General features: G+C 33.7%; 26 protein-coding genes. 9 read left to right on the plus strand and 17 right to left on the minus strand.

The genetic code is table 11. From position 1 onward, the window contains the following. Window positions 1-180: 180 nt before the first annotated feature. Genes ACHMWN_RS04745 through ACHMWN_RS04755 form a run of 3 tightly spaced genes read left to right on the plus strand, consistent with a single transcriptional unit; the run spans window position 181 to window position 3,590 of the window. On the plus strand, window positions 181-2,331 hold the full coding sequence (locus ACHMWN_RS04745; protein ID WP_397298157.1) for a transglycosylase domain-containing protein: 2,151 nt from the start codon (window positions 181-183) through the stop codon (window positions 2,329-2,331). Window positions 2,332-2,341: 10 nt separating this feature from the next. Then, window positions 2,342-2,878: a hypoxanthine phosphoribosyltransferase gene (gene hpt / locus ACHMWN_RS04750; protein ID WP_397298159.1), complete on the plus strand. Its 537-nt coding sequence runs from the start codon at window positions 2,342-2,344 to the stop codon at window positions 2,876-2,878. 52 nt (window positions 2,879-2,930) lie between these two features. Next, window positions 2,931-3,590, plus strand: coding sequence for a phosphatidylserine decarboxylase family protein (locus tag ACHMWN_RS04755; protein WP_397298161.1), 660 nt, complete (start codon window positions 2,931-2,933; stop codon window positions 3,588-3,590). Window positions 3,591-3,626: 36 nt separating this feature from the next. Here the strand turns inward: ACHMWN_RS04755 and ACHMWN_RS04760 are convergent, their stop codons facing one another. From ACHMWN_RS04760 to ACHMWN_RS04790, 7 genes are all read right to left on the minus strand, one after another. Continuing rightward, the gene (locus tag ACHMWN_RS04760) at window positions 3,627-4,757 is read right to left on the minus strand and encodes a mechanosensitive ion channel family protein (protein WP_397298163.1); all 1,131 of its coding nucleotides are present in this window, start codon (window positions 4,755-4,757) and stop codon (window positions 3,627-3,629) included. A gap of 76 nt (window positions 4,758-4,833) precedes the next feature. Then, entirely contained in the window at window positions 4,834-6,060 is a 1,227-nt protein-coding gene (locus tag ACHMWN_RS04765) for a Glu/Leu/Phe/Val dehydrogenase dimerization domain-containing protein (RefSeq protein WP_397298165.1), read from the minus strand. 95 nt (window positions 6,061-6,155) lie between these two features. Beyond that, window positions 6,156-6,503, minus strand: a complete 348-nt coding sequence (gene rplS / locus ACHMWN_RS04770; protein ID WP_055133060.1) for a 50S ribosomal protein L19 — start codon at window positions 6,501-6,503, stop codon at window positions 6,156-6,158. Window positions 6,504-6,638: 135 nt separating this feature from the next. Next, window positions 6,639-7,313: a tRNA (guanosine(37)-N1)-methyltransferase TrmD gene (gene trmD, locus ACHMWN_RS04775; protein ID WP_397298168.1), complete on the minus strand. Its 675-nt coding sequence runs from the start codon at window positions 7,311-7,313 to the stop codon at window positions 6,639-6,641. A gap of 104 nt (window positions 7,314-7,417) precedes the next feature. Beyond that, on the minus strand, window positions 7,418-8,056 hold the full coding sequence (locus ACHMWN_RS04780) for a hypothetical protein (protein ID WP_397298170.1): 639 nt from the start codon (window positions 8,054-8,056) through the stop codon (window positions 7,418-7,420). Between the two features lie 39 nt (window positions 8,057-8,095). Next, a complete protein-coding gene (gene rimM / locus ACHMWN_RS04785; protein ID WP_397298171.1) occupies window positions 8,096-8,623 on the minus strand; it encodes a ribosome maturation factor RimM in 528 nt (175 codons plus the stop codon). 124 nt (window positions 8,624-8,747) lie between these two features. After that, window positions 8,748-9,392, minus strand: coding sequence for a 30S ribosomal protein S16 (locus tag ACHMWN_RS04790; protein WP_397298172.1), 645 nt, complete (start codon window positions 9,390-9,392; stop codon window positions 8,748-8,750). A gap of 149 nt (window positions 9,393-9,541) precedes the next feature. Here ACHMWN_RS04790 and ACHMWN_RS04795 point away from each other — a divergent pair, with 149 nt between their 5' ends. Beyond that, on the plus strand, window positions 9,542-10,060 hold the full coding sequence (locus tag ACHMWN_RS04795) for a 5'(3')-deoxyribonucleotidase (protein WP_397298174.1): 519 nt from the start codon (window positions 9,542-9,544) through the stop codon (window positions 10,058-10,060). 43 nt (window positions 10,061-10,103) lie between these two features. Then, a complete protein-coding gene (locus ACHMWN_RS04800) occupies window positions 10,104-10,427 on the plus strand; it encodes a heavy metal-binding domain-containing protein (RefSeq protein ID WP_397298175.1) in 324 nt (107 codons plus the stop codon). Window positions 10,428-10,498: 71 nt separating this feature from the next. Here the strand turns inward: ACHMWN_RS04800 and pfkA are convergent, their stop codons facing one another. From pfkA to ACHMWN_RS04825, 5 genes are all read right to left on the minus strand, one after another. Further along, complete coding sequence (pfkA, locus tag ACHMWN_RS04805) at window positions 10,499-11,482, minus strand: 6-phosphofructokinase (RefSeq protein ID WP_397298176.1); 984 nt, start codon at window positions 11,480-11,482, stop codon at window positions 10,499-10,501. Then, window positions 11,483-13,162, minus strand: a complete 1,680-nt coding sequence (locus ACHMWN_RS04810; RefSeq protein WP_397298177.1) for a protein-disulfide reductase DsbD family protein — start codon at window positions 13,160-13,162, stop codon at window positions 11,483-11,485. A 107-nt stretch (window positions 13,163-13,269) separates the two neighbouring features. Beyond that, window positions 13,270-13,713, minus strand: coding sequence for a protein-disulfide reductase DsbD domain-containing protein (locus ACHMWN_RS04815; protein WP_397298179.1), 444 nt, complete (start codon window positions 13,711-13,713; stop codon window positions 13,270-13,272). 70 nt (window positions 13,714-13,783) lie between these two features. After that, window positions 13,784-14,233, minus strand: a complete 450-nt coding sequence (locus tag ACHMWN_RS04820; RefSeq protein WP_397298181.1) for a protein-disulfide reductase DsbD N-terminal domain-containing protein — start codon at window positions 14,231-14,233, stop codon at window positions 13,784-13,786. After that, window positions 14,233-15,036: a biotin--[acetyl-CoA-carboxylase] ligase gene (locus tag ACHMWN_RS04825; protein ID WP_397298183.1), complete on the minus strand. Its 804-nt coding sequence runs from the start codon at window positions 15,034-15,036 to the stop codon at window positions 14,233-14,235. The genes ACHMWN_RS04820 and ACHMWN_RS04825 overlap by 1 nt, the downstream gene beginning before the upstream one ends. A gap of 15 nt (window positions 15,037-15,051) precedes the next feature. Between ACHMWN_RS04825 and rsfS the strand changes: the two genes are divergently transcribed. From rsfS to ACHMWN_RS04845, 4 genes are all read left to right on the plus strand, one after another. Next, entirely contained in the window at window positions 15,052-15,426 is a 375-nt protein-coding gene (rsfS, locus tag ACHMWN_RS04830) for a ribosome silencing factor (protein ID WP_372819137.1), read from the plus strand. A 28-nt stretch (window positions 15,427-15,454) separates the two neighbouring features. Next, window positions 15,455-17,560 (plus strand): ATP-dependent zinc metalloprotease FtsH, encoded by a 2,106-nt coding sequence (ftsH, locus tag ACHMWN_RS04835; RefSeq protein WP_397298184.1) that lies wholly within the window; start codon window positions 15,455-15,457, stop codon window positions 17,558-17,560. A 95-nt stretch (window positions 17,561-17,655) separates the two neighbouring features. After that, window positions 17,656-18,300: a lactate utilization protein C gene (locus tag ACHMWN_RS04840; protein WP_397298186.1), complete on the plus strand. Its 645-nt coding sequence runs from the start codon at window positions 17,656-17,658 to the stop codon at window positions 18,298-18,300. A gap of 66 nt (window positions 18,301-18,366) precedes the next feature. Next, window positions 18,367-19,446 (plus strand): 3-oxoacyl-ACP synthase III family protein, encoded by a 1,080-nt coding sequence (locus ACHMWN_RS04845; protein WP_397298187.1) that lies wholly within the window; start codon window positions 18,367-18,369, stop codon window positions 19,444-19,446. On the opposite strand, the gene ACHMWN_RS04850 is transcribed toward ACHMWN_RS04845, so the two are convergent. From ACHMWN_RS04850 to ACHMWN_RS04870, 5 genes are all read right to left on the minus strand, one after another. Then, the gene (locus ACHMWN_RS04850; RefSeq protein WP_397298189.1) at window positions 19,443-20,924 is read right to left on the minus strand and encodes a tetratricopeptide repeat protein; all 1,482 of its coding nucleotides are present in this window, start codon (window positions 20,922-20,924) and stop codon (window positions 19,443-19,445) included. The genes ACHMWN_RS04845 and ACHMWN_RS04850 overlap by 4 nt on opposite strands. Before the next feature lie 183 nt (window positions 20,925-21,107). Next, window positions 21,108-21,851 carry a zinc ribbon domain-containing protein gene (locus ACHMWN_RS04855; RefSeq protein WP_397298190.1) on the minus strand — a complete coding sequence of 248 codons (744 nt, stop codon included), beginning with the start codon at window positions 21,849-21,851 and terminating at the stop codon, window positions 21,108-21,110. Next, the gene (locus ACHMWN_RS04860; RefSeq protein WP_397298191.1) at window positions 21,851-22,948 is read right to left on the minus strand and encodes a Nif3-like dinuclear metal center hexameric protein; all 1,098 of its coding nucleotides are present in this window, start codon (window positions 22,946-22,948) and stop codon (window positions 21,851-21,853) included. The genes ACHMWN_RS04855 and ACHMWN_RS04860 overlap by 1 nt, the downstream gene beginning before the upstream one ends. Before the next feature lie 73 nt (window positions 22,949-23,021). Beyond that, window positions 23,022-23,384, minus strand: a complete 363-nt coding sequence (locus ACHMWN_RS04865; protein ID WP_397298193.1) for a TM2 domain-containing protein — start codon at window positions 23,382-23,384, stop codon at window positions 23,022-23,024. Window positions 23,385-23,386: 2 nt separating this feature from the next. After that, window positions 23,387-23,698, minus strand: a complete 312-nt coding sequence (locus ACHMWN_RS04870; protein WP_397298194.1) for a DUF2752 domain-containing protein — start codon at window positions 23,696-23,698, stop codon at window positions 23,387-23,389. Between the last annotated feature and the right edge of the window lie 12 nt (window positions 23,699-23,710).

Below are 23,710 nucleotides of genomic sequence, written 5' to 3' on the forward strand. Positions count from 1 at the left end.
CATAGGCATAAAAAATTTTCTATCGCCCTTTTTGTTGTAATTTTAACACGAACTAGACGAAACTGACAAATGGTTGTTAGTTTGTCGAACTCCGTGCAACAGATGAATACAATTAATATCTTAGCACGAAATAAACATTTGCCCTAAGCGTTTGTTTAACAATAATTTCTACTTTAGTTTATGCATCTACCGAAAATTAAAATCCCTAAAAAATATTTAAAGATTGGTGCCTGGGTTTTAGGCGTTTTTTTACTCGTTTTTATATCACTTGGAGCAATCGCTTATAGTAAAAGAGAGGCTCTGCTTAAAAAAATGATGGCAAAAGCTATCGCAAAAGCTGATAAAGATTACGGACTTGAAATTAAAATTGGTTCTGCTGGTTTTACTGGATTAAGCTCTGTAAACATGAAAAATATTTCAGTGGTACCAAAAGACAGAGATACATTATCGACGATTAATGACATCACAATTGGAGTTAAAATATTTCCATTGCTGTTTGGTAATGTGAAGCTCTCAGAAATTAATCTTAATCAAGGAAAATTGAATGTTGTTTTAAGAGATTCTCTAACCAATTTGGATTTCATCCTGAAAAGAAAAAAGAAAGATAGCACTGCCACAACAAATAAAGTTGCATTGAGCGATTTAGCTAGCAATTTGCTGAATGAAGTTTTTTATAAAATTCCTGATGATATGGAAATTAAGAACTTCCTGATGCAATTGAATGATAACGATACGGCGTCAGTTAAGTTTTTAACTACTAGTGCAACCATTGATAATGGAGAATTAAAATCGAACATTTTGGTAAATGATACCGCAGCAACATGGCATGTAAACGGCAAATTGCGCCCAAGTGCAAAGCGATTAAACTTGATGCTTTTTGCAGATGGAAAGAAAGTAGAATTGCCATATTTGGAACAAAAATTACACACAAAAGTCAACTTTGATACAGTTAGAACCGAGATGAAAGATGCAGATTATAGTGGTGATGATTATAAAATTTCTGGTTCTTGGTCTATAAAAAATCTGTTAATTAATCAGAAAAGGATTTCATCTGCAGATGTAATTGTACCTGATGCAAAAGTGGACGCAGACATGTTAATTGGTGAAAATTACATTTGCTTGGACAGTACATCAACAGTTTACCTAAAAAACGCATCTATCCATCCTTACTTAAAATATACATTGTCTCCTAACAAAATTTACGAGATGAAACTAAATGCAGAAGAACAAGATGCCCAAGCTATTTTCGATTCTTTTCCATTAGGATTGTTTGAATCATTAGAAGGAATACAGGTAAAAGGTAAATTGAAATATAGCTTGGATTTTTATTTAGATTCATCAATACCTGATAGTGTACAATTTAATTCTACTCTTACACCTACTGATTTTAAAATAGTGAAATGGGGTAAAACAGATTTGCAAAAAATCAATTCTACTTTCGTTTATACACCCTATGAATATGGAAAACCAATGCGAAATATAACTATTGGGCCTTCTAATCCTAATTTTACACGTTTAGACGATATTTCTTCGAATTTTAAAAATGCACTGTTAACTTCTGAAGATCCATCATTCTTTAGGCACAAAGGTTTTGTAGAAGAATCTATTCGAAAATCTATTGCTGTAAACTTTAAAGAAAAGCGTTTTAAACGTGGTGGAAGTACAATTTCTATGCAATTGGTTAAAAATGTTTTCTTAAGTAGACAAAAAACATTAGCTCGCAAAGCGGAAGAAATATTAATTGTATGGTTAATTGAAAACAACAAATTAATTAGCAAACAACGGATGTTAGAAGTCTATTTCAATATTATAGAAATGGGCCAAAATGTATATGGAATTGGCGAAGCTGCTCGTCATTATTTTGGTAAAACACCTGCAGAATTAACTACTGGTGAAGGAATTTTCTTAGCTAATATTGTACCTAAACCAAAGGTTGCTCTTTACAAATTTATGAGTGATGGTAGTTTAAAAGGATATTTATTACCTTATTTCAATTTCATTGGAAATACGATGGCTCGAAGAGGTTTAACACCTGCTGATACTAGTGGTTATGGTTTTTATAACGTCCGTTTACGTGAAGGATTACGACAATATTTATTACCAGATTCAGTAGTGATTGATACGAATAAAATTGAAGGTGATGAGGATGATATGATGCCACCTGCAGGAATGCAAGATAAATCTAAAAACCTTTTTGACCGTTTATTTGGTGCACCAAAAAAGGATACTTTAATTAAAGCTCCTGTAAAAACAGATACTGTAAAAACTAAAAAACAATTACGCCAAGAAAGACGAGAACAACGGAGAAAAGAGAACGAAGAGGGCGGTTAAACTATATCCAATGAATAAAATTCAGGTAAACGATAAAAATTTTGAAATCTTGTTGGAAAACGAGACGATTAATAAGCGAATCCGTTTAATCGGTATTCAGCTTAATGTTGACTATGAAAATAGGTGCCCCGTTTTTATTGGTGTTTTAAATGGTTGTTTTTTGTTTATGGCCGATTTAATAAAAGAAATAGATATAGCTTGCGAAGTGGGCTTTATTCAAGTAGCTAGCTATAAAGGAACTGAAAGCACTGGTAAAATAAAAGAGGTTTTCGGATTGCCAACTGATTTACACAATAAGGATGTGGTTTTGGTAGAAGATATTGTGGATACAGGTTTAACGTTAAAATATATCTTAGAGAAAGTTCATGCACAAAAGCCCGCATCGGTAACGGTTTGCAGTTTATTATTTAAACCCAAAGCATTAAAAGAACCTATTGAAGAGTTAAATTATGTTGGCTTTGAAATTCCCAACGAATTTGTGGTTGGTTATGGTTTAGATTATAACGGCTTAGGCCGAAACTTAAAAGATATTTATAGAGCCATATAGGTTTAATCTATCAGTTTTTTTTCCGATTTTTGCCTCACTAAAAACAAAAACAATGACTATACATAAAGAAGGTTACACCACCATTGCGCTTACCGTTTTATTTATCATGGTACTTAACGCCTTTGTAGATTATAAATATGCAGATTTAGCTTGGCTACGCTGGTTTACTTATACCTTATCTTTTGCTCTTTTTGTTATCGTTTTACAGTTTTTTAGAAACCCATCTAGAACATTTACTTCGGGAGAAAATTTAGTGATTTGCCCTGCAGATGGTAAAGTAGTAGTAATTGAAGAAACCGAAGAAGGCGAGTATTTTCAAGATAAACGTTTGCAAGTTTCTATTTTTATGTCACCCGTTAATGTACATATTAACAGGAACCCTATTTCTGGTGTGGTGAAGTTTTTTAAATATCACCCTGGTAAATATTTAGCTGCTTGGAATCCAAAATCTAGTACAGAAAACGAGCGTACTACTACTGTTGTTGAACATAAAAACGGAACTTCTGTATTATTCAGACAAATTGCTGGAGCTTTAGCTCGTAGAATTGTTTGGTATATTAAAGAAGGAGACCAGGTTGTACAAACTGAACAATTTGGGTTTATTAAATTTGGTTCAAGGGTAGATATCTTTTTACCTATCGGCACAAAAGTAAACTTACAATTAAATGAAGTTGTAAAAGGTGGGATTACTGTTTTAGCAGAATTGAGTTAACTCTCTCACAAATCTTATAGTTGTCTATAATAAAGGTTACGTTTTAGGTTTATCTGCTACCTGACGTTGAGTTGGATAAGCAAAATCAGAGTTGTATTGATGAACTAGCTCGATAATCTTAAAGTTTACCTCTTCTTTAATTTTGAGATAAGTATTGAAGTCTGGGTTTTCGACTAAATATAAAATCTGAATATTTAAAGCAGAATCTGCAAAACTATCAAAAGTTGCTACACCATCTGTAGTATCTGGATTTTGCGCTAAAAACTGATTAATTTCTGTGATTATCTTTTTAATCATATCGGCTTCCGTTTCATAAATGATCCCGATATTGAACTTAACTCTACGGAAATTTCTACGGGTCATATTTTCTAAAACACCATCTATCATCGCTCTGTTGGGGATAATTAAGGTTGTTTTGTCTGTACTACGTAAGACCGTACTTCTAAATCCAACTTTTTCAATTGCACCTTCAATTCCATCAACTTTTACCAAATCACCTACTGTAAATGGTTTATCAATAAAAATAGTAAAGGAGGCGATGAGGTTTTCCAATGTTTCTTTCGCAGCTAATGCAATTGCGATACCGCCAATTCCTAATCCAGTGATTAGACTTAATGCATTTACTTCAAAAACGTAGCCTAACAATACAAAAAAGCCTATGAAATAGATAATGAATTTGAAAAGCTCTTTTAAAAATGGCACTAACTGATCATCTGCTTTGTTATCAGATTTTATAGCTCTATACATAAATACATGTGCTACAAAATCGATAATTCTTAAAATAATCCAGAAGAATGAAAGAATAATTAGAAATAAAAATATCTTATCCAAAAGTTCACCAAGCGTAAATACTTGTAATACTTTTACTTTATCAACTAGTTTATGATAATGAAAAACCTCTACTCCAAGCGGGTGCTTTAATTGATTTATCGCTAAATATAAAGTAGCTAACGTTATAAAAAATTCAAATGGTTTTAAAAGCAGAGCGATGAAAGTGTCTATTTTTACTTCATCAGCAAATTTTTTGAACAGTTTAAATAAGAGTTGACTTAAAAATCGTGAGACGATTCTTTTAAATAAAAGTCCGAGTAATATAATGCCCGTAAACATACAGTATGCTCGTATGGTGTTGCCCCAAAATACCTGTTGAAAAAATTGATTATCCATTCATCTATTTATTTTTATAGTTTTTAATTGTTAGATGGAGTGTTTAATGATTAAAAATTAGTTTAATCTTATCGGGTTATACCAATTGCTTCAGTGCAATTTCAAATGCTGTGCTCGATAAATTTGTTCTTTTATTAGCCTTCGCATATACCGCCTGCAAAGCATTTCCAATTACGTTTGATGCATCAGAGAAGATTGCATTGTCGCTCATTTCCACATTACGTTGCATTAAATATGCAAAAACTCTAGCCATTCCACAATTCGCAATAAAATCTGGAATTACTGCAACATGATTATCGGCGTGCTCCATAATGCTTCCAAAGAAAATTTCTTTATCTGCAAAAGGGACGTTAGCGCCACAAGCAATTACCTCTAGACCACTTTTAATCATTTTGTCTACTTCTTCTTGCTGAACTAATCTTGAAGAAGCCGCTGGAACGAAAATTTCAGCCCCTACATTCCAAATTTTTTCACTTGCTTCTGCAAAAGGAATTAAATTATCAGCAACCAATGTATTGTTTACTCTATTGTTAAACAATGTTTTCACTTCTTCTTCTGTAAATCCCTCTGGTTTAATTAATCCTCCAACTCGATCTATAATTCCCACAATCTTAACGCCATGTTGAGCTAAATAATAACCTGCCGCAGCCGCAACATTTCCCCAACCTTGTATAATTGCTTTTTTACCCGCTAATTCTCCCCCCCAAATGTTATAATAATGTCTAATCGATTCAGAAACGCCATAACCGGTAATCATATCGGCTACTTTATATTTTCTTTTGATATCTGGGGTATAATCTAGATCTTCTAATACTTTAGAAACGCCATAACGTAACTGACCAATTTGGTGAATCCGTTCGTTTTCTCTAGCTTGGTAATGTCCACTAATTACTCCTTCTTGTGGATGCCATAATCCATAGCTTTCGGTAATTGGAATAACTTCATGTATTTCATCTATATTCAAATCTCCGCCAGTGCCATAATAACTTTTTAATAATGGCATTACAGCTTTATACCAACGTTCTAAAACTTCTTTTTTACGTGGATCTGCTGGATCGAAATTAATACCAGATTTCGCTCCCCCAATTGGTGGACCAGAAACAGTAAACTTAACCTCCATTGTTTTAGCTAAAGATTCCACTTCACGTTTATCTAAGCCTTTGCGCATACGTGTACCACCGCCAGCAGCGCCACCACGTAATGAATTGATCACTACCCAGCCTTCTGCTTCAGATTCCTTGTCTTTCCATTCAAAAACAATCTCAGGCTGTTTCTCTTCGTACTTTTTTAAAAGTTGTTTCATTTCGTTCATTTCAATTCTATTTGGTGCGGCAAAGATATAAACAAAAAAACCTCCACGAAACTAATCGTGAAGGTTATATATCTTATTAAAGAATATTATTTTCTTAAAGACTTGATACGAGCAGCTTTACCAGTTAATTCACGTAAATAGAACAATTTAGCTCTACGTACTTTACCGTGACTGTTAACTTCTACTTTATCAATATTTGGAGAATTAATTGGGAAGATACGCTCTACTCCAACACCATTACTCATTTTACGAACAGTAAACGTTTCGTTTGCACCAGCACTGTTACGTTGAATAACAACACCTTGATAAATTTGAATACGTTCTTTATTACCTTCGCGAATTTTATAGTGAACACTCACTGTATCTCCTGATTTGAAAGAAGGAAACTCATTTTTTGCAATTACTTGCTCTTCTACAAATTTTACTAAATCCATGATTTTAAGCTATTAAGCCGATTTTTTGTTGTTTAAAATCGGACTGCAATATTAGGAAAATTATTTTAAAAATAAAAGTGATGTTCGAAATTTATTTATTTTCTAACAATTTATAGTTTTTCCACACTCGCTTATCTACTTTAATAAGTCTGGCCTACGTTCTTGTGTACGCTTAACCGCTTCTTCGTGGCGCCAGTCGTTTATTTTTGCCTCATGCCCGCTCAACAACACATCAGGAACTTTATGGCCTCTCCAGTCAGCAGGACGAGTGTACAATGGGGCATCTAACAAATCTCCTTGAAAACTATCAGATAAAGCGGAAGTTTCATCGTTTAAAACTCCTGGAATAAGTCTAATTACTGCATCAACTAAAACTGCGGCTGGTAATTCTCCGCCAGATAAAACATAATCCCCAATAGAAATTTCTCGAGTTACATAAATATCGCGTATGCGTTGGTCAATCCCTTTGTAATGCCCACATAAAATGATGATATTTTTTTTCGTCGAAAGTTGATTTGCAATAGTCTGATTTAATGTTTCTCCATCTGGACTCATGAAAATAATCTCATCATACTCACGTTCGCTTTGTAATTGTTCTATACAAGCTGCAAATGGAGGTACTGCCATAATCATTCCACTTCCTCCTCCATAAGGATAATCATCTACACTTTTCTGTTTATTTGTTGCGTAATCTCTTAAATTATGCACCACAATTTCAGCAATACCTTTTTTTTGCGCTCGCTGTAAAATAGAGTGAGCAAAAGGACTTGTCAATAAATCTGGCAAAACGGAAATAATATCAAAACGCATATACAAATATAAAGTTTTTCCCAAAGTGATACCAATGGTAGATATGATACCCTTATTTGACAAATTAAGGAATTAGCTAGCTTTTAAAAGTTAATATGTTAATTCTAAATTGTCCACTGATCATGGATAATGGCAACTAGAAAATATTGACCATCTTCCTTTTCGAAAACTAAACGAAGACTTGTCCAATCCATTCCTTGATTTTTTTGATCAAATCCCCTAAAATGGTAATCTATAAAATGATGGTTTGGATAAATGGTTTTAAGATTGTTCAACGAATTTCCTTGCTTTATAATTTCATCGTAGCCAACTGCTTCCGCATTTAGATAATCCGAATTATAAACAAACTTTTTAAGATAGGCTGGAACAGTTAATTTAATTGGATCCCCTGTCCCATCCAAATTCCCCCATGTAAGTACCCATTTTTTATGGATAGATTCTAAAAAGTCCTCTGGAGTGAGTTTTTTAGATTTTACTGTGTCAATAAAACCATAAGGCGAAAATCGAACACCATCATTTGAAAAGTATTTGCTGAGTTCTTGAAAGTTGTTTTCCTTAAGAAAAATTAAAATTTGCCTTCCAGTTGCTTTAATAAAGTCTTGCTGAGATAAACCATCGTCTTTAGGTGTCTCTCCTTTTACAGTATCTACAACTTTGGTAGCCATTTCTTCTTTATTCTCTTTCTGATTATTACAGGCAGAAAACAGGACAACTAATAAGGCAAATAGGGTTAAGCGTTTCATTTAGATTTAACGAAATAGCCTATCTATTGTTTCAATTTATTAGTTAGAAAGATAAATATCTAGCAATCCTTCTGGTAAATCGACATATACTATTTTCTCTTCATCATCAATTTCTACAATCATATCTTCATTTAAAGGAAATAAAATCTCTTTCTCTTTATAAAGTAGAGTTGCTACAAATTGTTGAGGATATTCATTAACCTCGATAATCTCACCAAGTTCGCCATGTGTTTCATCGGATACCATAAATCCTTTTAGATCATTGTATGTAAAATCATCTTCATCACGTTCCGGCATTTTATTTAACGGCATGTAGATTTTTTTCTTCACCAAAGCCTGAGCTTTATCTATATGATCGATATCATCAAAATAAAAAAGACCCGTTTGATTTGGATATAATTTATACGATGCCACAAAAAAAGGAACCATTTTACCATTCATGTCAGCAAAAAGCACATCCAGATTTAAATCTTCATAGGCATCAAATTCGAAATATAGTTGAACTTCGCCTTTTAATCCTTTTGTTTTAGTGATGTAGCCGATATAAAATGATTCTTCCTTAGTCATGTTCCTTTTATTAAAACTTGAAATAAATTCTTTGTCTTTAGAGACAAAATGGATTAGATATGGGTTAAAAAAAATAGCGTCCCGAAACTCGGAACGCTATAAATAAGTTAAAACAAATCTATGATTATGCTTCTTCTTTTGTTTCTTCAGCCGATCCCTCAGCAGCAGGAGCTTCTTCAGCAACTGGAGCCTCTTCAGCTACAGCAGCAGTTTCTTCAACAGCCGGAGCTTCTGCTACCACTTCTTCAGTTGCAGCTTCAACCGCAGGAGCCTCTTCAGCAACTACTTCTTCTTCAACAACCTCTTCTACAGGAGCATTTTTCAATGCAATTGCAGCAGCACGGTCAGCATTTTTCTTAGCTTCAGCAGCTAAAGCAGCTTTTTTAGCCTCACCTTTGCTTGCACTTAAACCTTCGATTTTTCCTTCAATTTGACCACCTTTAGCTTCTAACCAAGCTGCAAATTTTGCATCTGCTTGTTCAGTAGTTAAAGCGCCTTTTTTAACACCACCTTGTAAGTGTTTTTTGTACAAAACACCTTTGTAAGAAAGGATAGCACGAGCAGTATCCGTTGGTTGTGCACCTTTGTTTACCCAGTCTAATGTTTTTTCGAAGTTAATTTCGATGGTTGCTGGATTGGTGTTTGGGTTATAAGAACCTAAACGCTCAATAAATTTACCATCTCTTGGAGAGCGAGAATCTGCTACTACCACGTGGAAAAAAGGTTTCCCTTTTTTACCGAATCTTTGCAATCTGATTTTAGTTGCCATTTTTCTTTAAGTTTATGTATTCAACATAGTTCCCGGAGCTTCGTGCTTGCGGGGATGCAAAAGTAAGTAAAATACTAATAACTAGCAAACTGCATTAATTTTATATTCAATTAACATAATTCTACACGCAAATTTGGATATTTACAACCATGAAGATAGCCATAGATATGGACGAAGTCCTAGCCGATCCAATTAAAAAATTTATTCAACTTTATAACCGTGATTACGGCATTCCATTAGACTTAAAAATAGATGCTGGTAATGAAATTTATCATCATATTCCAGAGCATATCAACAATAAATGGTTCGATTATATTAATGAAAAAGGATTTTTTAGAGATTTAGAATTAATTGAAGGGTGTGTTGAGGCTGTTAAAAAATTACAAGAAAAACACGAGGTTTACATTGTTTCTGCAGCAATGGAATTTCCAAATTCGCTAGAAGATAAATACCATTGGTTAGCAGATCACTTTCCGTTTATAAGCTGGAAAAACATCATTTTTTGTGGAGAAAAAATCGTAAATACAGATGTAATGATAGATGACAGAGCTAAAAACTTTATTGATTTTAAAGGTAGAACTTTGCTTTTCACCTCTCCTCATAATTTGCTTTTAACAGATTACGAACGTGTTGATACATGGGAGCAAGTATTAACCAAATTGTTGTAACAATTTTCCAAAATTAACATCGAAATATAAAAACCTAAATAAGATGTTAATTACAACCACAAATACCATTGAAGGCAAGAAAATTGTAAAATACATTGGTCTTGTAACTGGCGAAACTATTATTGGCGCCAATATTTTTAAAGATCTTTTTGCGGGTATCCGCGATATTGTTGGCGGACGATCTGGCTCTTACGAACAGGTGTTACGCGAAGGCAAAAATACTGCAGTAAACGAAATGCAACAATATGCTGTTGCAATGGGAGCCAATGCAATTATTGGAGTGGATTTAGATTATGAAACTGTTGGCAGCGGAGGAAGTATGCTAATGGTTACGGCAAGCGGAACTGCTGTTTTACTGGAAGACTAAATTAGATGTTAGATGGAAATGGTAAAATGGAAGAGGAACAACCATCTTCCATTTTACCTCTTCGTTTTTCATTATAATGAGAGTATTTCAACTAATCTCAGCCAAGCTGGAGTAATTTTTTCTGCGTCAATGTGTTTAATAGCGTGTGAAAAAGGAGTAAATACAATCTCACGATTAACTTGTCCTGCCATTACATCGGTTTTGCCAGCCAACAGGCCTTCTACTGCAGCCACACCCAAACGACTTGCTAAAACTCTATCCATACAGCTTGGTTTTCCACCACGTTGAATATGTCCTAAAACAGAAATACGAATATCATAATTAGGGAATTTTCCTTTTAAAGCTTCGCCAACATTATATGCACCTCCGGCTTCATCCCCTTCAGCTACTATAATGATTTTCGAGGCTTTATCTTTTCGTCCGTTTTCTAATCTAGATACCACATCTTCAACTCCGATTTTTGCTTCAGGAATCATAATTGCTTCTGCGCCAACACCAATTCCACTTCTCAAAGCAATTAATCCAGAATCTCTTCCCATTACTTCTACAATAAATAATCTGTCGTGAGATTCTGCTGTATCTCTAATTTTATCTACCGCATTTACAACAGTGTTGATAGCTGTATCGTATCCAATCGTAAAATCTGTTCCTTCTAGATCGTTATCAATAGTTCCAGGTAAGCCAATTACAGGAAAGTTAAACTCTCTAGAAAATAAATCTGCCCCGGTAAAAGTTCCATCTCCACCAATTACAACCAAGGCGTCAATATCACTTTCTACTAAGTTTTTATGCGCTAATTCTCTTCCTTCTTTTGTTCTAAAAGCATCGCTTCTAGCTGTTTTTAAAATTGTACCGCCTCGTTGAATTATGTTTGCAACAGACTTACCATCCATTGGTATAAAATCTGCATGAATTATTCCTTCGTAACCTCTTAAAATACCTGTTACTTTTAAATTATGGTATAAGCTGGCTCTTACTACAGCCCTAATTGCCGCATTCATTCCTGGCGAATCGCCACCAGATGTTAAAACTCCTATGTTTTTTATTGTACTCATTTATTTCTTTGTATTCGCAAATTCAGCTAATCCTTTGTTTAGATAAGCTATGTATTTATCAATATCATATTCTACTCCAATCGGTGGAGAAACTAATTCTTTCTCATCATTTCCTAACAGCACGTAATAAGGCTGAGAAACGGTTTGAAATTTATCGGCTTGTAAATGTTGGAATTTTAATCCAACAGTGTTGACTTTTCTTTTTAATACTTTAGAATCAAATTGTTCATTTTCTGGAAGATCAGTTTTATCGTCAGTGTAAATCGCAACAGCAACATAATTATCGTTTATAATTTTAAGTACTCTTGGATCTGATAAAACTTTGGCTTCCATTTCTCTACAATTTACACAGCCATGCCCCGTAAAATCTAAAAACAAAGGTTTATTTACGTTTTTCGCATACGCGAGAGCTTCGTCATAATCGAAGAAACCGTCAGTTATTTTATACTCGAAGCTCAAAAAATCACTATACTTTTTCTTGCTATTTATTTCTGTATGCCCAGCAATTGTTCCACCTTCGGTTAAAACAAAATCTTGTGTTGACCTTGGCGGAACTAAAGAGCTTACCGCTTTTAATGGCGCTCCCCATAAACCGGGAATTAAATAAAATGCAAAAACAAAACAAGCAATAGAAAGGAAAAGTCTTGGGATAGAGACATAAGGTAAATCGCTATCGTGCGAGAATTTGATTTTTCCCAATAAATAAACACCTAAAAGGATGGCCAAAACAATCCAAATGGCTAAGAAAATTTCTCTATCTAAAATTCCCCAATGGTAAGATAAGTCTGCGGTAGACAAAAATTTTAAGGCTAAACCCAGCTCTAAAAATCCTAACACCACTTTAACTGAATTTAACCAGCCGCCAGATTTTGGTAGACCAGTCATCAAACTTGGAAATATCGCAAACAGTGTAAATATTATCGCTAATGATAACGAGAAGCCAAACATCACCACAACTGGAGTCCATAAATCGGTATTAATTGCGACTAAGGATGTTCCGATTAATGGGCCTGTACACGAAAACGAAACTACTGCAAGTGTAGCGGCCATGAAAAATATGCCGCTTAGACCTTTAGAATCTGATTTCGCATCTAATTTATTTACAAAAGAACTTGGTAATGTGATTTCAAAAGCGCCTAAAAAAGAAACTCCAAAAATTACAAGGATCAAAAAGATAAGGATATTAAAAAATCCATCAGTTGAGATTTGATTTAATGCGCTTGCTCCCCAAATCAGTGTAATAACAACGCCTAATCCTACATAAATCACAATAATGGATAATCCATAAATAATTGCACTTCGTATTCCCTTTCCTTTACTTTCTGCTCTTTTGGTAAAAAACCCTACAGTAAGCGGAACCATTGGGAATATACACGGTAGAAAAAATGCTGCCAGTCCCGCTAATAATCCTAAACCAAAAGTTACCCATAACGACACTGGTTTTGCCGTGTTCGTTGGCGCTATTAATGTATTGGTTTTTGCACTATCAATTCCTTTTTCTGAAGTTTGCGCTTTGCTATTTGCGACACTATCTTCTGTAGATCCAATAGTTGTAAACTGACTATCATCTGGAACTGCATTTGACACAGTATCTGTTTGCGGAGTTAGCGCAACACTTTGATTAGGGTTTATCAGAAAAAAAATGCCGACAAAAAATAAAAGGATGCTTATCTTTTTCATTATTGTTATTTAAAGGTCGTGAAATTAAGAAATCTTTTCATTAAAGATGGAGAATAGAGACTTGCCGTTAGTTACATTGCAGAACAATTACAATCCCTTCTATCAATTTAATTTATAGGAATGTTAAGTGTAATTTCATCCGCAGGCAAGCAACTTCTGTCGTTACATACCATAAATTCGATTTTTGCTTTAATAACCACAGGCGATTTAATCAATTTGATCTTTTGTTGAAAAACGACTTCATTCTCAAAATATGCTAAATCCATCTTTACGATTTTATCGTATTTCTTGATTGGTTTTGGCTCGATGGTTTTACCGATTAACTTGAAATTTTTGGATGACGCATAACTAAATTTCAATCTCATCGCATCAGATTTTACGCCTTGAGCATACATATGCCATTTTGTATCAAGCTTTGCTTTTAAATAAAGTATTGCCTCTGTTTTGTTTATTCTTTTAACAAAATAAGACCATTTAATCGGTTTTTCTAATTGTGCAAAAGCAACAAAATTCAACATCATGAAAGCGAAAAGAAAGACAACTTTTTTCATTTCTATATGGTTTGTAAAAAACAAAAGCCTTTTAACATCGTCAAAAGGCTTCTTTTTTGATATGATAAAATTACTTAACAGGAATACTAAATGTTACTTCATTAGGCGGCAAACATTGTTTATCGTTACACACCATAAACTCAACTTTTCCTTTTACAACCGTAACCCCTTTATTCAATTTTATTTTTTGTTGAAATACTACTTCGTTTTCAAAATATAAGACATCCATTTTAAATACCTTTTCATATTTGGTAATTGGTTTCGGCTCTGTTGTTTTTCCAATTAATGAAAAATCTTTTGATGGAGCGAAAGTAAAAATAGTTTTATTTGGACCGCCTGGTTTTATATTCTGAGAATAAATATGCCAATCGTCTTCAATTGTAGCTTTTATGTATATAACTGCTTCTGTACTGCTTATTTTTTTTCCATAATATGCCCAACTTACTGGATTATCTAATTGCGCAAAAGCACCAACAGCGCTAAAAAAAACTAGTGTTAAAATTAAAATTATTCTTTTCATTATGTGTGATTTAAAAATTCTATTTCTTTAAAATTATATTCCCTTATTTTTCCTTCTTGTTCTACGTTTAATAGTCCTAAATCTGTTACTCCTTTTATTGTCCCTTCAAAAAGCTCGCCATTTTGTCGGTATGTTGCTGGTTTATCAAATTTGTATAGCTTCTCAACGTACTTTTGCCTTAAAAATGTATAGTTACCCGCTTTTAAAACTAGATACAAACTTTCTATTTGACTACAAATTTCTATTAATAGCTCATCTAAATTAACATCTTGTTGTAAAATTTGATGTAACGATGTTGCTTTACTCTTTAACTCTTCTGAAAACTCTTGTTGATTAATATTTAATCCTATGCCAATTACGGCAGTTTTAATGGTATTACCAGTGACCGAATTTTCTATTAAAACACCCCCAAGTTTTTTATCAAAATAATAAATATCATTCGGCCATTTTATGCTAATGCCGTTTGCCACATGAGTTGATAAAGCCTTATTAATAGCAATGCTAATAGCCATATTTAATAAAAACTGTTTATTTAGCGGTAAAAATCTTGGCTTTAATAAAATGCTAATGGTTAGATTTTTTCCAGGTTCGGCATGCCAAGTGTTTTGTTGCTGGCCTCTTCCTGCAAACTGGTCATCTGCCATAATTACAGTTCCTTCTGGTAATGGCTCGGATTTTGACACCAAGTTCTTTAAAAAATTATTGGTAGAGTCGACCGCCAATAATTTGATGCGATTTTGACCAACAAATAGTGTTGAAAAAGTGTTATTTTGCAAGTGTTGATTATATTTGTTGATAATCAAAATTAAAAATTTTTAATGGTAAAAAAGAAAACCGCAAACCTTTCTACATACCTCTCAGAAATAGCCGTACATGGCATTCAAGAAAAAAAGGGAAATGATATTGTTCGTTTAGATTTAAGAGAACTAAATAGCTCTGTTTCTGACTATTTTATTGTTTGCAATGCAGATTCCTCAACTCAAGTAAAAGCTATTGCCGATAGCGTTGAAGATGAAATATATAAATTAACCAAAACAAATCCTTGGCATAAAGAAGGTCAAGAGAACGCTGAATGGATCATCTTAGATTACTTTGATATCGTGGTTCACATTTTTAAAACAGAAAAACGTGAGTTCTTTGGAATTGAAGATTTATGGGGCGATGCAGAAAGTACATCTTTCAAGAGTGCTTAAGCAATTATTTACACACATTTGAATTAACATGAAAGAAAATCAAAATAAAGATACCAAACCGAAACAAATTAAACGTATCCCAAACATCCCTAAAAAGCCTCAAAAAGGTTCTAAATTCAACATTTTTTGGGTTTATGCGGCAATAATAATCGGATTATTAGTAGTTAACTTTATGTTTAACTCAGAAACGGTTAAAGAAGTGAACTATGCCACGTTCGAAAAAGATATGTTATTAACTGGCGACGTTGAAAAAGTTGTTTCCTATAAAGTTGATGACATCGCAAGAGCGGAGGTTTTCATTAAAGTTGATAAAAAGACAGATCCAAAGTATAAAAAGTATATTTCTCAAAATGCATTTAATACTTCGGGGAATGGACCGCTAGTATATTTTAATGCAAGTACGTTAGATGATATCTCTAAACAACTAGAGAAATCACAAGCAAATTTACCTGCAGGTAGTGTAATTATTAAACCTACAGTTGTTTCAAAATCAAATGCTTGGTCTGGAATTTTTATTCAAATCATATTGCCATTATTGCTTTTTGCAGGTCTTTGGATCTTCATGATGCGCCGAATGGGCGGTGGCGGAGGTGGTGGCGGAGGCCAAATCTTCAATATTGGTAAATCTAAAGCTACTTTATTTGATAAAGAAAGCCAAGTTAGCATCACATTTAATGATGTTGCCGGCTTAGAAGAAGCAAAACAAGAGGTGATGGAAATTGTTGATTTCCTTAAAAACCCTAAAAAATATACCAATTTAGGAGGTAAAATTCCAAAAGGAGCTTTATTAGTAGGTTCTCCAGGTACAGGTAAAACATTATTAGCAAAAGCTGTTGCTGGTGAAGCTCAAGTTCCATTTTTCTCTTTATCAGGATCTGATTTTGTGGAAATGTTTGTAGGTGTTGGGGCTTCACGTGTACGTGATTTATTTAAACAAGCAAAAGACAAAGCGCCTTGTATCATCTTTATTGATGAGGTTGACGCAATTGGTCGTGCTCGTGGAAAAAACAGTATGATGGGCGGTAACGATGAGCGTGAAAATACTTTAAATCAATTATTGGTAGAAATGGATGGTTTCGGAACAGATTCTGGAATTATTATTCTAGCTGCAACAAACAGACCTGATGTTTTAGACTCTGCCTTAATGCGTCCAGGAAGATTTGACAGACAAATCTCTATTGATAAACCTGATTTAATTGGTCGTGAGCAAATTTTTAAAGTTCACTTGAAGCCAATTAAAACAGCAGAAGAAGTTGATGCTAAAAAACTATCTGCTCAAACACCAGGTTTTGCGGGTGCAGAAATTGCCAATGTATGTAATGAAGCTGCATTAATTGCTGCTCGTCGGAATAAAGAATCGGTTGATATGCAAGATTTTCAAGATGCAATTGACCGTGTAATTGGCGGTTTAGAGAAGAAAAATAAAATTATTTCTCCAGAAGAGAAAAAAATCGTTGCTTATCACGAAGCTGGTCACGCAATTGCAGGATGGTTTTTAGAACATGCCGATCCATTGGTTAAAGTTTCTATTGTTCCTCGTGGTGTTGCTGCTTTAGGTTATGCGCAATATTTACCAAAAGAACAATTTTTATACACTACAGAGCAACTAACAGATGGAATGTGTATGACAATGGGCGGTAGAGTAGCTGAAGATATTGTTTTTGGAAAAATTTCTACTGGCGCACAAAATGATTTAGAGCGTATCACTAAATTATCATATGCCATGGTAACTATTTATGGAATGAACAGTACCATTGGTAACGTATCATTCCATGATCCACAAAATGAATATAACTTCAACAAACCTTATTCTGAAAAAACATCAGAAATGATTGACCATGAAGTTCGTTTATTGATTAGTGATGTTTACGTAAAAACAAAACAATTATTAACTGATAAACGTGAAGGTTTAGAAAAATTAGCTCAAAAACTGATTGAAAAGGAAATTTTATTCCAAGCCGATTTAGAAGAAATCTTAGGTAAACGTCCGTTTGATAACAGAACTACTTACGATGAATTTGTAAACGGTACTGGCGATCAAACTCCTGCTGCACAAGGTTTAATTCACGATGGTGTTGGGCCAACTACAGACCCAAGTGCTCCATCTGCCAATGCAGAAGAAGAAAGCAAATAATTTTCTTTATAGAAACTATTTCAAGAAGCAATCTTAATTATTAAGATTGCTTCTTTGTTTATATGGGCTAGGATAAGTAATTTTGATCACCAACTATGAAAGAGAACATTTCTTCAAAGGAACTTATGCTTAAAAAAATTAGGAAGGCTTTGCTCGAAAAGCGAGACAATCCTTATCCTAATTTAGAAGAAAGTCAACTTTACAAAACCAACACAGAAGAGCTAGAAATTTTATTTGCGGAACAATTAACAGCTGTTGCCGGTAATTTTATTTTTTGCGAAAATGGCGTAGATTTTATCGAAAATATTCTAGAATTAGCCGATAAGTTTAATTGGAGAAAGATTTATTGCTGGGAACCAGAATTGCAAGCCTTGTTAGCTAATTATGAATTTCCTTTTTATCAAACAGACAAAGACTTTGAGCAGGCTGAAGTTGGTATTACCTTGTGTGAAGCATTAATTGCCCGCAATGGTTCTGTAATGGTAAGTAACCAAAATGCTGCTGGTCGTAGATTAAGTATATTTCCTCATCAACATATTGTTATTGCCAGAACCGGACAATTGGTTTTAGATTTGAAAGATGCTTTTCAACTGCTTAAAAACAAATATGGCACTCAAATTCCTTCAATGGTAAGCAACATTACCGGTCCAAGTAGAACTGCAGATATTGAAAAGACTTTAGTACTTGGGGCTCATGGGCCAAAAGAATTATTTGTGTTTTTAATTGATGATTTCTCCTAAAAATTTTTAATTTCAATTAAAATATAATATTTTTATACTAGATACCAAATTAGTATACGGTACAGAATGGGCAACGAAAAAAAAATTTATTCAGTTATTACTGGAACTGGGAGTTATATCCCTGAAAATATCATCTCTGGAGACCATTTCATGGATTCTTCTTTTTTCGACAATGGCATTAAGCTAGATAAAGAAAATACTGAAATCATAAATAAGTTTAGTGAAATTACTGAGATCATTGAACGTCGATATGTTTGCTCAGATTTACTAAATAGTGATATTGCTACTTTGGCTGCAAAAAAAGCACTTGAAGATAGTCATGTTGATAAGGAGACTTTAGATCATATTATATTTTGCCACAATTTTGGCGATGTAAAATTGGGCTCAAACCGCATGGATATGTTGCCTGCTTTAGCGGCAAAAGTAAAGCAACAATTAGAAATAGAAAATCCTGATTGTGTTGCTTATGATATTATTTTTGGTTGCCCCGGATGGGTTCAAGGTGTTATTCAAGCCGATTATTTAATAAGAAGTGGAGATGCCAAAAAAGTGCTAGTTATTGGTTCAGAAACGCTTTCTAGAATTATTGACCCACACGATAGAGATAGCATGATCTTTTCTGATGGTGCCGGTGCAGTATTATTTGAAGCGAAAGAATCTGAAGAGCCAATGGGAATAATTGCTCATAAAAGTCAAACATTTGCTAGCTATGCCTCTCTTTTAACTATGGGTAGCAGCAACAATCCTAATGAAATAAATGGGAATACCTATTTGAAGATGAATGGCCGTAAACTTTATGAGTTTGCTGTTATTAACGTACCTCAGGTAGTAAAAAAAGCAATTGATAAATCTGGAGTTCCGCTTGAAAAAATAAAAACTGTATTCATTCATCAAGCTAATGGAAAAATGGATAACGCTATAATGAAGCGCTTATTTAAGCTGTATGACTTAGATTCTGTTCCAGAAAACTTGGTTCCTATGACTATTTCTTGGCTAGGCAATAGTTCAGTCGCTACTATTCCCACACTAATTGATTTAGTTTTAAATGGTAAAGTTGAAGGGTATAAAATTGAAAAGGGAGAATATGCGGTTTTTGCATCTGTTGGGGCTGGCATGCATATTAATGCCGTAGTTTATAAGTTTTAGCCACCTATTCTTTTTAAGCCTTGTTTTGCTTCTGTTTCGATACTATTTTCATCTTCGTGATTTTTCATGTTTATAGCTATATTGAAACTCAATTTCGCCTTAGCTTGGTTTTTCTTTTTTTCGTAAATCTTGCCCATTTGCACAGCTGATTTTGCTGCGTAATAATATTTTAGGTTCTTTCCTATATTAATAGCGTTTTGATAATTTGTTAATGCAGTATCGTCCTTTTCCAAATTGTCATTTATTCTTCCTAAACGATAAAAATATTCTGTTTTGTCCTTTGTGGATGCAAAATCATCAACTTTGTTATCCGCTAATATAGCCAATGCTTTTGATAAATATCCACCATCAAACAACAACCTTGCTTTAAGCAAATCAATATTTGGAACTGGTGCATTTGCTTCGTTAAGTGCTTGTTTATCTCTCTCGTGATACGTATATCCACTACTTTTAGTTTTCGCTATCAAGGTTGAAAACCCGCTTGTGTCACCCTTTAATAAACTAATCCATGCTAAATGCAGATTGGTATCTTTAATATAGTTTACGCCTTTATTTGTTTGTAAATATCGTTCGAAATACGTTGCAGCCGAATAATCCAACTTGTTTAATTTGGCAATTCCCATTAAATAATCTAAGTATGGGAAAGCTTGATATACAGCCCCAGTAGGTTTGTTTGTTAACATATTTATGGCCTCATCATTATGCCCATTTCTTGCACAAACATACGCTTGTAAATATGCTTTTAATAAGCTACTATCTGCAATCCTTGCTGTATATTTCATTGTTTTTGCATAGGCTAATGGACTGCGGGCAACATCAGATAATACATAAGCATAATTAAAAATGGCTTCTTCGTAAAAAGGCTCATATGACGATTTAGGAAGATTCTCTGCCAATTTATCTAGCATATTTACCCCTGTTTGCAAATTACCTTTTAGCCCAAAAGTTGAAAGTGTTGATTTTAAAACACCATCAGGTAAAGCGCCCATAACGGCATTAATTATGCCCAACCCTATTCCATTTAAATGAAATCCTGGGAATTTTTTTGTGTTTTCTTGTAGCAGATTATTGGCTTTGTTTATCTCTCGAGCAGCAGCAAAATAAGCGCCATATCGCCCCCTAATTAATGCCCATTGCAAATTGATTTGTGCTTGAGCGTATAAATAATAAGGGGAGCTTTTGTCATCATCACTAATCTGATCTATCCTATCATCTTTATTAGATTCTAATCTTTCAAACTCAGATTTGCTTTCGGTTGTTAATAAATAGAAATAATCTGCGTAGTTTTCCAATAATGGGATTATTGAATTATTAGGATGAATTTTCTTTTCAGCGGCAATTAATTGTCTCGCTGTTACTAGTTTTAACTCAAAAATATTTTGATAGGCTTTTAAGCAATTGGCATTAAAATCAAAATTAGCAGAAGCTACAAAAGACGAAAAGAGAAGAATAGAAAAGAAAGTGTAAAATTTTGGCATTTTGATTTGATGCATGTATGACGAACCGCTTTTTTAAAGTTAAGTTAACGAATTATATAACGTAAAAAAAAACACTATGTTTTGATTAATAATTTTTCAATTTCTAAAAGTTCAATGTAACCTTTATTCATAAAAAAAGCCAGACTTTCATCTGGCTTGGTATTTATATTTGGTTTTTGGTTGTTAGGCTTCAGCTAATTCGTGAGTTAATGCCTCATCTACTAAAATTCTACCACAGTGCTCGCAAACAATAACTTTTTTGCGTTGACGAATATCTAATTGGCGTTGAGGTGGAATTTGGTTAAAACAACCTGAGCAAGAATCTCTATCGATTGTTACAACAGCTAATCCATTCACGGCGTTACTTCTTAATCTATGGTAAGCGGTTAATAAACGCTCCTCAATTTGAGTTTCCGCTTTATCAGCTTTTTTAACTAAACCTTGTTCTTCTTTCTCAGTTTCTGAAGTGATTGTTGCTAACTCGCCTTTTTTAATCTCTAAATCGCCTTTTCTTGATTCGATATTTGCTAAAGCTTGTTCGTAGATTTCTGTTTTAGAGGCGATATCAAAACCAAATTCTTTGATTTTTTTCTCGCAAACTTGTATCTCTAAATTCTGAATCTCTACTTCTTTAGTTAAAGCATCATATTCACGATTATTTTTTACATCTTCTAACTGTTTTTCGTATTTTTTGATTAAAGCTTGTGCTTCTTTAATCATGTTTTTACGATTTACAATTGCATCTTCAGTATCGTCTAATTCAGCTTTGATTTTTTGTATACGTGTTTCTAATCCGGCTACTTCATCCTCTAAATCAGCCACTTCCATTGGCAATTCACCACGAATTTGACGTATTTTATCAATCTTTGTATGTAGGTTTTGTAATTCGTATAAAGCTTTTAGCTTTTGCTCTACTGTTTGTTCCATTAAATGAAATAATTTATGGGGTTTGTGTTATGCTCCGTTAAACGGATTGCAAAGTTAGGAAATTTTTCTTGAATATTATCTATCAACAAATTAGATGTAAATTGTTCACTTTCATAATGACCAATGTCGCAGATGATCAGTTTCTGTTCTGCATCAAAAAATTCATGGTATTTAAAGTCTGCAGTAATAAAAGCATCAGCACCAGCGGCTATTGCATCTTTCAATAAAAAACTTCCCGATCCACCACAAACAGCCACTTTTTTAATCTTTTTCGATAAGAATTCAGTGTGTCTAATCACTTTTGTGTGCATTTTTTCTTTAACAAGCTGCAGGAAATCAGTACTATCCATTTCTTGTGGTAACCAACCCACCATCCCTGCGCCAACATTTTCTAATTTGTTTGCCAATGGATAAATGTCATACGCTACTTCTTCATAAGGGTGATTCTCTAATAACGCCAGCAAAATTTTTCGCTCGTCTTGTATTTTAAAAATCGTTTCTATCCTTACTTCAGATTCATGATGTTGAACTCCTTTTTCACCAACAAAAGGATTGGTTTCTTCATTTCCTTTAAATGTCCCATTTCCTTCAGCATTGAAACTACATTCGCTATAATTACCAATGTTTCCTGCGCCTGCGGCAAATAGTGCATTTCTAACTTGATCTGCTTGGACAATTGGGCAAAATGTAACTAGTTTTTTTACTAAATTATTTTTTGGCGATAAAATCTTTGCGTTTTGTATGCCTAACCTTTTACAAATTTCTCCGCTTACTCCATGAGCAACATGATCTAAATTTGTGTGAATAGCATAAAGAGCAATGCTGTTTTTTATGGCTTTTAGCACAACTCGCTCTACATACGTTTTTCCGTTAAACTTTTTTAAACCTTTAAAAACTATAGGGTGGTGAGTGATGATTAAATTACAATTTTTTGCAATCGCTTCGTCAACAATTTGTTCTGTACAATCTAATGCTACTAAAGCGGCACGAATTTCATCATTTGCATGACCAACTAGTAAACCAGAATTATCGTAATCTTCTTGGTAATTAAGGGGAGCAATATTTTCAAGGAAATTGGTAATCTCAGATAACTTCATTCTATAAAAATAACAAATCCTTACCCGTTTTTAAACAGATAAGGATTATTTATAAAAATTTGTGTGTGTTAGTTTATTGAAAACTGCCCATTCTTGTCATTTGTAAACTTTCAAAAACCATCTTTTGATTGTGCTCAAATGCTAATTCTTTGTGGTTAATGATATCTACAATTGATCCGATAAAGCATAATCCAGCAGTAAATAGATATAAGATACCCATTCCTATTTGTCCGATAATGAATCGTTGTAATCCTGGAACTAAACAAAGACCAATTACACAGAACAAAAGCATGTCACTTGGGTTTTTTCTTTTACCCGAATAAATCATTAAAAAAGTTCTCACTTGTTGTTCATTTAAGCCGTTGGTGGCGGTTTGTAAGTAACTATATTCTTGCGGGGTGATGCCCGGTAATGCCATAAATTGTGCGTCAAACATTGTTAATCCTCCTTATACTTTAAATTAAATCCTTTTTGTTTATAAAATAATTGTTTGGTGAGTTGATAAATGCGGTAGCTAATTAAAATCAATGATGGTATACCGAACCAATGATATGAAAAACTTGCACTTACATCTCCATGAAACAATGCGGTAATTGACCTTCCTAATCCACATCCTGGACACCATGTTATTCCTAAATTTGCTAAAGGGCAAAATGTGAAATGGTGCTCATGAGGGTCTGCTGTTGCCAACAATATTAAAGCTAAAACCCAGAAAAATAACTCTAGTGGAAAGCTTTTAATGTACTTCATGTTTCTTGTTTT

Source organism: Pedobacter sp. UC225_61 (assembly GCF_044452285.1).
GTDB lineage: Bacteria > Bacteroidota > Bacteroidia > Sphingobacteriales > Sphingobacteriaceae > Pedobacter.

Coding starts and splice junctions, on each gene's coding strand:
- ACHMWN_RS04745 (WP_397298157.1), top strand. CDS start 181: ATGCATCTACCGAAAATTAAAATCCCTAAAAAATATTTAAAGATTGGT.
- hpt (WP_397298159.1), top strand. CDS start 2,342: ATGAATAAAATTCAGGTAAACGATAAAAATTTTGAAATCTTGTTGGAA.
- ACHMWN_RS04755 (WP_397298161.1), top strand. CDS start 2,931: ATGACTATACATAAAGAAGGTTACACCACCATTGCGCTTACCGTTTTA.
- ACHMWN_RS04760 (WP_397298163.1), bottom strand. CDS start 4,757: ATGGATAATCAATTTTTTCAACAGGTATTTTGGGGCAACACCATACGA.
- ACHMWN_RS04765 (WP_397298165.1), bottom strand. CDS start 6,060: ATGAAACAACTTTTAAAAAAGTACGAAGAGAAACAGCCTGAGATTGTT.
- rplS (WP_055133060.1), bottom strand. CDS start 6,503: ATGGATTTAGTAAAATTTGTAGAAGAGCAAGTAATTGCAAAAAATGAG.
- trmD (WP_397298168.1), bottom strand. CDS start 7,313: ATGCGTTTTGATATTATTTCCGTTTTGCCAGATTTATTGACAAGTCCT.
- ACHMWN_RS04780 (WP_397298170.1), bottom strand. CDS start 8,056: ATGAAACGCTTAACCCTATTTGCCTTATTAGTTGTCCTGTTTTCTGCC.
- rimM (WP_397298171.1), bottom strand. CDS start 8,623: ATGACTAAGGAAGAATCATTTTATATCGGCTACATCACTAAAACAAAA.
- ACHMWN_RS04790 (WP_397298172.1), bottom strand. CDS start 9,392: ATGGCAACTAAAATCAGATTGCAAAGATTCGGTAAAAAAGGGAAACCT.
- ACHMWN_RS04795 (WP_397298174.1), top strand. CDS start 9,542: ATGAAGATAGCCATAGATATGGACGAAGTCCTAGCCGATCCAATTAAA.
- ACHMWN_RS04800 (WP_397298175.1), top strand. CDS start 10,104: ATGTTAATTACAACCACAAATACCATTGAAGGCAAGAAAATTGTAAAA.
- pfkA (WP_397298176.1), bottom strand. CDS start 11,482: ATGAGTACAATAAAAAACATAGGAGTTTTAACATCTGGTGGCGATTCG.
- ACHMWN_RS04810 (WP_397298177.1), bottom strand. CDS start 13,162: ATGAAAAAGATAAGCATCCTTTTATTTTTTGTCGGCATTTTTTTTCTG.
- ACHMWN_RS04815 (WP_397298179.1), bottom strand. CDS start 13,713: ATGAAAAAAGTTGTCTTTCTTTTCGCTTTCATGATGTTGAATTTTGTT.
- ACHMWN_RS04820 (WP_397298181.1), bottom strand. CDS start 14,233: ATGAAAAGAATAATTTTAATTTTAACACTAGTTTTTTTTAGCGCTGTT.
- rsfS (WP_372819137.1), top strand. CDS start 15,052: ATGGTAAAAAAGAAAACCGCAAACCTTTCTACATACCTCTCAGAAATA.
- ftsH (WP_397298184.1), top strand. CDS start 15,455: ATGAAAGAAAATCAAAATAAAGATACCAAACCGAAACAAATTAAACGT.
- ACHMWN_RS04840 (WP_397298186.1), top strand. CDS start 17,656: ATGAAAGAGAACATTTCTTCAAAGGAACTTATGCTTAAAAAAATTAGG.
- ACHMWN_RS04845 (WP_397298187.1), top strand. CDS start 18,367: ATGGGCAACGAAAAAAAAATTTATTCAGTTATTACTGGAACTGGGAGT.
- ACHMWN_RS04850 (WP_397298189.1), bottom strand. CDS start 20,924: ATGCCAAAATTTTACACTTTCTTTTCTATTCTTCTCTTTTCGTCTTTT.
- ACHMWN_RS04855 (WP_397298190.1), bottom strand. CDS start 21,851: ATGGAACAAACAGTAGAGCAAAAGCTAAAAGCTTTATACGAATTACAA.
- ACHMWN_RS04860 (WP_397298191.1), bottom strand. CDS start 22,948: ATGAAGTTATCTGAGATTACCAATTTCCTTGAAAATATTGCTCCCCTT.
- ACHMWN_RS04865 (WP_397298193.1), bottom strand. CDS start 23,384: ATGTTTGACGCACAATTTATGGCATTACCGGGCATCACCCCGCAAGAA.
- ACHMWN_RS04870 (WP_397298194.1), bottom strand. CDS start 23,698: ATGAAGTACATTAAAAGCTTTCCACTAGAGTTATTTTTCTGGGTTTTA.